General features: G+C 58.6%; 9 protein-coding genes and 1 pseudogene. All 10 read left to right on the top strand.

Annotated features, from left to right (window positions below):
- Positions 1-597 (top strand): annotated as a pseudogene (locus tag ABSG47_RS04965) (carboxypeptidase-like regulatory domain-containing protein); the annotation flags it as partial.
- Between the two features lie 63 nt (positions 598-660).
- Positions 661-1092 carry an MmcQ/YjbR family DNA-binding protein gene (locus tag ABSG47_RS04960; RefSeq protein ID WP_424167188.1) on the top strand — a complete coding sequence of 144 codons (432 nt, stop codon included), beginning with the start codon at positions 661-663 and terminating at the stop codon, positions 1090-1092.
- An 81-nt stretch (positions 1093-1173) separates the two neighbouring features.
- A complete protein-coding gene (locus tag ABSG47_RS04955) occupies positions 1174-1365 on the top strand; it encodes a hypothetical protein (RefSeq protein ID WP_424167185.1) in 192 nt (63 codons plus the stop codon).
- 151 nt (positions 1366-1516) lie between these two features.
- Positions 1517-2320 carry an SDR family NAD(P)-dependent oxidoreductase gene (locus ABSG47_RS04950; protein WP_424167183.1) on the top strand — a complete coding sequence of 268 codons (804 nt, stop codon included), beginning with the start codon at positions 1517-1519 and terminating at the stop codon, positions 2318-2320.
- A gap of 20 nt (positions 2321-2340) precedes the next feature.
- Positions 2341-3150: a hypothetical protein gene (locus tag ABSG47_RS04945; RefSeq protein WP_424167180.1), complete on the top strand. Its 810-nt coding sequence runs from the start codon at positions 2341-2343 to the stop codon at positions 3148-3150.
- A gap of 145 nt (positions 3151-3295) precedes the next feature.
- The gene (gene fabZ / locus ABSG47_RS04940) at positions 3296-3766 is read left to right on the top strand and encodes a 3-hydroxyacyl-ACP dehydratase FabZ (RefSeq protein WP_424167177.1); all 471 of its coding nucleotides are present in this window, start codon (positions 3296-3298) and stop codon (positions 3764-3766) included.
- The gene (gene lpxA / locus ABSG47_RS04935) at positions 3759-4532 is read left to right on the top strand and encodes an acyl-ACP--UDP-N-acetylglucosamine O-acyltransferase (protein WP_424167174.1); all 774 of its coding nucleotides are present in this window, start codon (positions 3759-3761) and stop codon (positions 4530-4532) included. Before fabZ ends, lpxA begins: the two co-directional genes overlap by 8 nt.
- Positions 4533-4535: 3 nt before the next feature.
- Positions 4536-5417, top strand: a complete 882-nt coding sequence (locus ABSG47_RS04930) for an LpxI family protein (protein WP_424167172.1) — start codon at positions 4536-4538, stop codon at positions 5415-5417.
- Positions 5418-5483: 66 nt separating this feature from the next.
- A complete protein-coding gene (locus ABSG47_RS04925) occupies positions 5484-6044 on the top strand; it encodes a peroxiredoxin (RefSeq protein ID WP_424167170.1) in 561 nt (186 codons plus the stop codon).
- A 127-nt stretch (positions 6045-6171) separates the two neighbouring features.
- The gene (locus tag ABSG47_RS04920) at positions 6172-6561 is read left to right on the top strand and encodes a DinB family protein (RefSeq protein WP_481133017.1); all 390 of its coding nucleotides are present in this window, start codon (positions 6172-6174) and stop codon (positions 6559-6561) included.
- The last annotated feature ends 63 nt before the right edge of the window (positions 6562-6624 follow it).

Genomic DNA, 6624 nt, shown 5'->3' with positions numbered 1-6624 from the left:
GAGCAGCAGCGCATACTGGGAGTCTTCCCAAATTTCTACATAAGCTATGCAAAGAATGCGGCTCCGCTGACGCCAAAGCAGAAGTTCCAGCTTGCCTGGCGCAGCCAGATTGATCCGATGACCCTTGTCTTTACGGGGATCACGGCGGGCGTCGAGCAGTCCAGTAATACGCCCGCTTCCTGGGGACAGGACGGCTCCGGATTCACCAAGCGCTTTGTCGCGGCGTATGGCGATGGCCTCACCGATACTTTTCTTGCGGGCGCAATTTTTCCGTCGATCTTCCATCAGGATCCCCGCTACTTTTACAGAGGCACGGGCACGACCCGCTCGCGCATCTGGTATGCCATCGGCTCAGCGGTAATCTGCCGCACGGACAATGGGCGCCGGCAGTTCAATTACTCGGGTCTAATGGGCGATTTAACCTCGGCGGGCCTTTCAAACCTCTATTACCCTGCCGACGACCGCAATGGCTTTGGGCTCACGTTCCGCAACCTGGCGATTGGTAAAGCTATGGACGCGGCACAGAACATTCTGCAGGAGTTCGTTATCAAGCACTTCACTCCCAGGCTGCCCAAGGACTCCTCGCTGAATCCGTGATTTACGGCGCCGGTACAGCCTATACTCGCTGGCATGGACAATGAGCGCATCCGCGAGATCTGCATGGCGCTGCCCCATGTGCTGGAGACGCTGAACTGGGGTCACCGGCTGGTTTACTGGGTGGGCCCGCGCGAGATTGGCGGCAAGATGTTTGCCACAACCGATGTGGACGGCACGGGAACGGGCGTGCTTTGGTTCCATGCCGGGGCCGAGCGATTCCATGAGCTGCTGGAGACGGAGGGGATCATTCCTGCTCCGTACATGGCGAGGGCGCACTGGGTGACGGTGGAGCGGTGGGATGTGCTGAGAGTGCGTGAGTTTGAGGAAGAGCTGAAGCGGGCCCATGCCCTGATTTACGAGAAGCTGCCGAAACGGGTGAAGACTGTGCTGGCGCTGCCGGAAAAAGAGCGGAACCGGTTGGTTCGGGAGAAGAAGAAAGTGTTGAAGGATAAAGAGGCTGCGAGTAGTAGAAAGTCGAAATGCCGCAGCAAGTAAAGATAATATGGAACACAGTGAACAGAAAAATCGTATGAGTAATTGCTGGCGCAGAAGACTGCACCGGGTAAGGATTGAACGATGATTAAATTTCTGCTCTGGTGTCTGCTGTTTTTCTTCTGCTGGCCGCTGGCATTGCTGGCGCTGGTGCTGTATCCGCTGGTGTGGCTGCTGCTGGTTCCTTTCCGGCTGGTGGGCATTACCGTGGAAGGCGTGCTGGAGCTGGTGAAAGGGATTATCTTTTTGCCGGGACGGCTGTTGAAGGCGGTTTAACACGTACAAAAGCATCCCTCCGGGGCTGAAGCCCCGATTCATTTTGCTCGGTAATTCCGGGGCCTGAAGGCCCCGGCTCCCTCCGATACTAAACACCTGCAGGACGGCCAGTCTCTTTACTCACTGCCGGTGCGGGCTTTAGTTTTGGCTCATGGCAGTGGGTCTAGATCTGACAGGAAAAACAGCCCTGATTACGGGCGGCTCGCGCGGGATTGGCGCGGAGATGGTGCGCCTGTTTACGCAGGCTGGGGCGCGTGTGGCTTTCAACTACCGGCAGGCGCGGGAGCGGGCTGAGGCGCTGGTGAGCGAGTGCGGCGGGACTGGATCCGAAGCTGGGCGTGCTGTTGCGATTGAGCAGGAGTTGAGCTCGCCCGCGGAGGGCCGGGAGCTGGTGGAAAAGGCTGCGGCGGCGCTGGGACGGCTGGATATTCTGGTGGTCAATCATGGCGTGTGGCCGCCGCATGATGCTCCGATTGCGCAGATGGATGAGGCGCAGTGGCGGCGGACGATGGCGGTGAATTTGGACTCAGTGTTTGGGCTGGTGCAGGCGGCTGTGGCTCGGATGGAACAGCAGGGGCGTGGCGCGAATGGCGAGCCGGCTGGGCATATTGTGCTGATCAGCTCGACGGCGGGGCAGCGCGGCGAGGCGTACCATGCGGACTATGCCGTGACCAAAGGCGCGCTGATCAGTCTGACCAAGAGTCTGTCGAGTGAGCTTGCGCCGAAGGGGATTCAGGTAAACTGCGTGGCGCCAGGCTGGGTGGAGACGGAGATGTCGGCGGGGGCGCTCAACGATCCGGTGGTGGGGCCGAGGACGAAGGCTCTGATTCCGCTGGGGCGCGCAGCGAGCCCGAGGGAGATTGCCGGACCGGTACTGTTTTTGTGTACTCCGCTTGCAGGATTTATCAGCGGCGAAGTTGTAAATGTAAACGGCGGGGCGGTTTTAGTCGGCTAATAGGACGGGAGACAAGATTGATGCGCCGGATTTTTTCCTTGGTTCTGGTTTGCATGGCCCTGAGCGCGGGCGGCGCTTTGCGCGGGCAGGCGGCGAATCCGCAGCCGGACGACGTGGCGATGAACGCGAAGAAGGCGCGAACAGTGCTGGACGCGATGGTGCAGGCGCTTGGCGGGCAGGCGTGGCTGGACATTAAGAATCGCGAGCAGCATGGGCATGTGGCGGCGTTCTTTCATGGCAATCCGGACCCTGGGACGACGGAGGTTTTTGACTTCCATAGCTGGCCCGATCACGACCGGATGGACGTAACCAAGCACCGCGACTACCTGCAGTTTTTTGTCGGACGCGAGGGTTGGGAGGTCACCTACCGGGGCAAGAAACAGATTCCGGAAGAGCAGCTGAATGAGTCTCTGCGGCGGCGGGATCACTCGATTGAAACGGCGGTAAAGGTGTGGCTGAAGGACCCGAATACGATTCTGCTGTATGAGGGGCAGCACCTGGCGGAGCGGCATCTGGCCGAGCAGGTGACGCTGATTTCGGCGAGCAATGAGGCGATTACGATTTTGTGCGATGTGCAGACGCACCTGCCGCTGAAGCGCAGCTTTGAGTGGCGCGACCCGGTGTACAAGGACAAGAATACGGACGCCGAGGAATATGACGATTACCATCCGGTGCAGGGATTTCCGACGCCTTATACGATTACGCGATGGAAAAACGATGATATGGTGCGGCAGTTTTTTATCGATCGCGTGACGTATAACGAAACGCTGGATCCGGACTTCTGGAGCGTGGACGCGGCGACTGCGCGCATTAAGAAAACGAAGAACTGACGGGTTGGCTGGGCTTATGAAGTGAGCGGCGTTACATGGCGGCTTTTGGATCCCGTGACAACAGCCGAGAGCCGCAGGTTATGCGTCCTTTATAATCTGCTTCGGGCGCTTCCCCATACTGCGCCTGCATTTTGGAGTCTTGAGAATGACCTTCAGCATCCAGGAGATCCTGGGTTTCCTTCCCCATCGCTATCCGTTTTTGCTTATTGACCGGATTGTGGAGTTTGAACGCACGAAGCGCGTGGTGGCGCTGAAGAACGTGTCGATCAACGAGCCGTTTTTTCAGGGGCACTTTCCAGGCGCGCCGATTATGCCGGGCGTGCTGGTGATTGAGGCCATGGCGCAGGCCGGCGCGGTGCTGATGCTGAGCGAGATGCCGGATCGCGAAAAGAAGCTGGCTGTGTTTACGGGGATCGACAATGCGAAGTTTCGCCGGCAGGTGGTGCCGGGCGACCAGTTGCGCATTGAGGTAGAGGTGCTGAGTTTTCGCACGCGTGCCGGGCGCATGCAGGGCCGGGCGTACATCGAGGGCAAGGTGGCCTGCGAGGCGACGCTGACGTGCATGATTGTTGCTCGTCCGACAGAAAACATGAGCGCCGAGGCGGCGAATGAGTAACGTTCATCCCAGCGCGGTGGTGGCTGCGGGAGCTGTGATTCCCGAGTCCTGCACCGTGGGGCCGTACTGCACGATTGGACCGGAGGTTGTGCTGGGTGAGGGCTGCGCGCTGATTTCGCATGTGGTGCTGGATGGGCGTACGCGCATTGGCGCGAAGAACACGATTTATCCGTTTACCTCGATTGGTGTGGCTCCGCAGGATCTGAAGTACGCGGGCGAGCCGACGCTGACGGAGATTGGCGACCACAACACGATTCGCGAGTGCATCACGATCAGCCGCGGCACGGACAAGGGCGGCGGCGTGACGCGAGTGGGTTCGCACAACCTGCTGATGGCGTATGTGCATATAGGGCACGACAGCACGGTGGGGAGCCATTGCATCCTGGCGAATGCGGCAACGCTTGCGGGTCATGTGACGATTGAAGATTATGCGAGCCTTGGGGCCTTTAGCCCGGTGCACCAGTTCTGCACGATTGGGCAGTATGCGTTTATTGGCGGCGGAACGATTGTGACGCAGGATGTGCTGCCGTTTTCGCTGACTTCTTCGCGGCGCGAGAATAAGGCCTTTGGGATCAATAAAGTTGGGCTGGCGCGGCGAGGGTTTTCTCCGGAGCGGCTGGCGACGCTGCAGAAGGCCTTCCGACTGCTGCTGGCTGCAAAGATGAACACTTCGCAGGCTGTGGGGAAGATTCGCGAGCTGAAGTCGGATGATGCGACGATTCTGGCGGAGTTCATTGAGAAGAGCCAGCGGGGAGTGATTAAGTAAGCGATGAAGCTCGGCCTGATTGCCGGCAATGGGCGCTTCCCTTTTCTGCTGCTGGATGCGGCGCGGGCGCAGGGTTTTTCTGTTGTCGTGGCGGCCATTCGGCAGGAGACCGATCCGGAGATCAATCATCGCGCTGCGGGCGACGAGAAAATTACCGTTCATTGGCTGAGCCTGGGTGAGTTGTCGCGGCTCATTGAGGTCTTCCACCAGGAAGATGTGAAGATGGCCGTGATGGCGGGCCAGGTGAAGCACAAGCAGATTTTTTCGAGCATCCGGCCGGACTGGCGGCTGGCCAAGCTGCTGATGAATCTGCGGACGCGCAACACGGATATGCTGCTGGGCGCTGTGGCAAAGGTTCTGGGCGATGAAGGGATTGAGCTGATCAGCTCGACGACATTTCTGGAACCGCTGTTAGCAAGTGAAGGCGTGATGACGAGCCGTGAGCCCGATGAGGACGAGCGCAGAAACATCGAGTATGGGCTGGGCGTGGCGCGCGGTGTGGCGGGATTCGATATTGGGCAGACGGTGGTGGTTGCGGCGCAGGCGTGCGTGGCTGTAGAGGCGATGGAAGGCACGGATGCGGCGATTGAGCGGGCCGGGGCGCTGATGCGGACTTTGGAGCAAGAGACGGGGGATGAGGAGAGCGGCGAACCGGCATCCACCTTAGAGCGCAAGCTAACTATAGTAAAGGTCGCTAAGCCCAAGCAGGACATGCGCTTTGATGTGCCGGTGATTGGGATTCAGACAATTGAAACCATGATTCGCGCGGGAGCAACGTGCCTTTCCGTGGAAGCGGGACGCACGCTTCTCTTTGATCGTGACAATCTGATGACAAGAGCGAACGCCGCAGGTATTGCAATTGTTGGCGTAGGGCGCGGATACTGAAGATCGCAAGTTCGCGCGTCTTTCGTTGTCTTGAGAAATCGATTTATAAGCCTGGAGGCTTTCCCCGTGAAAAAGTTTGCTCCGTTTGTTCTTGCCGCCGCTGTTGTGCTCACCAGCGCGGCTGTGACCGCGTCCGCGGCCGGTCTTTCCGCAGATCAACCAGCGGCGGGCCAGCCTGCGCCCTCGTTCAATCTTCCCTCGCAGGACGGCACGCCCGTATCGCTCGACAGCATGAAGGGCAAGTGGGTGGTGCTGTACTTCTATCCGAAGGACATGTCCCGAGGCTGCACGGTTGAAGCTCACAAATTCCAGGATGACCTGCCAAAGTATGACGCCGCCAACGCTGTCATTCTCGGTGTGAGCGTGGATACGGTAGACAGCCACAAGCAGTTCTGCACGAAAGACTCGCTGACCTTCCACCTGCTGGCAGATCCCGATCACAAGATGGTCGAGAGCTATGGCTCCTTCGGATTGAAACTCCCCCAGCGCGACGACATCATCCCCGTTGCCCAGCGCAATACCTTCCTCATCGATCCACAGGGCAAGATCGTGAAGGTTTGGACAAACGTAGACGTCTCGCATCACTCGGAAGATGTTCTGGCAGCGCTGGCCGAAGCAAAGAAGTAATAGACGATTCAACTCAAGCCGATGCGGCCTCGGAAAATCGAGGCCGCATTTTTATGCGCGGGAGGATCATTTGGCTTCTGGAGTTGCAAGACAGTTTCGTAGCGAGCTTGATGCCATTGGAGAATCATTGCGCTCGGTTGCGCCCGATATAGCCGACAAGCCCTGGCGCGAAGGCGGATGGACTCGCAAAGAGATTGTGGGACATCTGCTGGATTCTGCCGCCAACAATCGTCAGCGCTTTGTGCGCGCGGCGATTGATGGCTCATACGCTGGGCCGAAGTATGCGCAGGATGCATGGGTGGCCATGCATGGCTACGCGGAGTTGCCGTGGCCGACACTGCTTGAGTGGTGGCAGGTGGAGCATGCGATTCTGGCGCGCGTGGTGGATCATATTCCAGAGGCACGCATGGATGCGCTATGCACAGTGGGCGATGATGCGCCGGTGACGCTTCAATTTCTGATCGAAGACTACATCGCACACCAGTTGTGGCATCTGAAGCAGGTTACGGCTAAATAAAATCATCGTACAGACGCAAAAAAGCCCACCGATTTGGCGGGCTCTTTTGCTTGCCTTGTACTA

It is taken from the genome of Occallatibacter sp., from assembly GCF_049510455.1.
In the GTDB taxonomy this organism is placed as follows: domain Bacteria; phylum Acidobacteriota; class Terriglobia; order Terriglobales; family Acidobacteriaceae; genus Telmatobacter.
The sequence above is the reverse complement of the archived record's forward strand: the minus strand, read 5'-3'. Positions and strand labels throughout refer to the sequence as shown.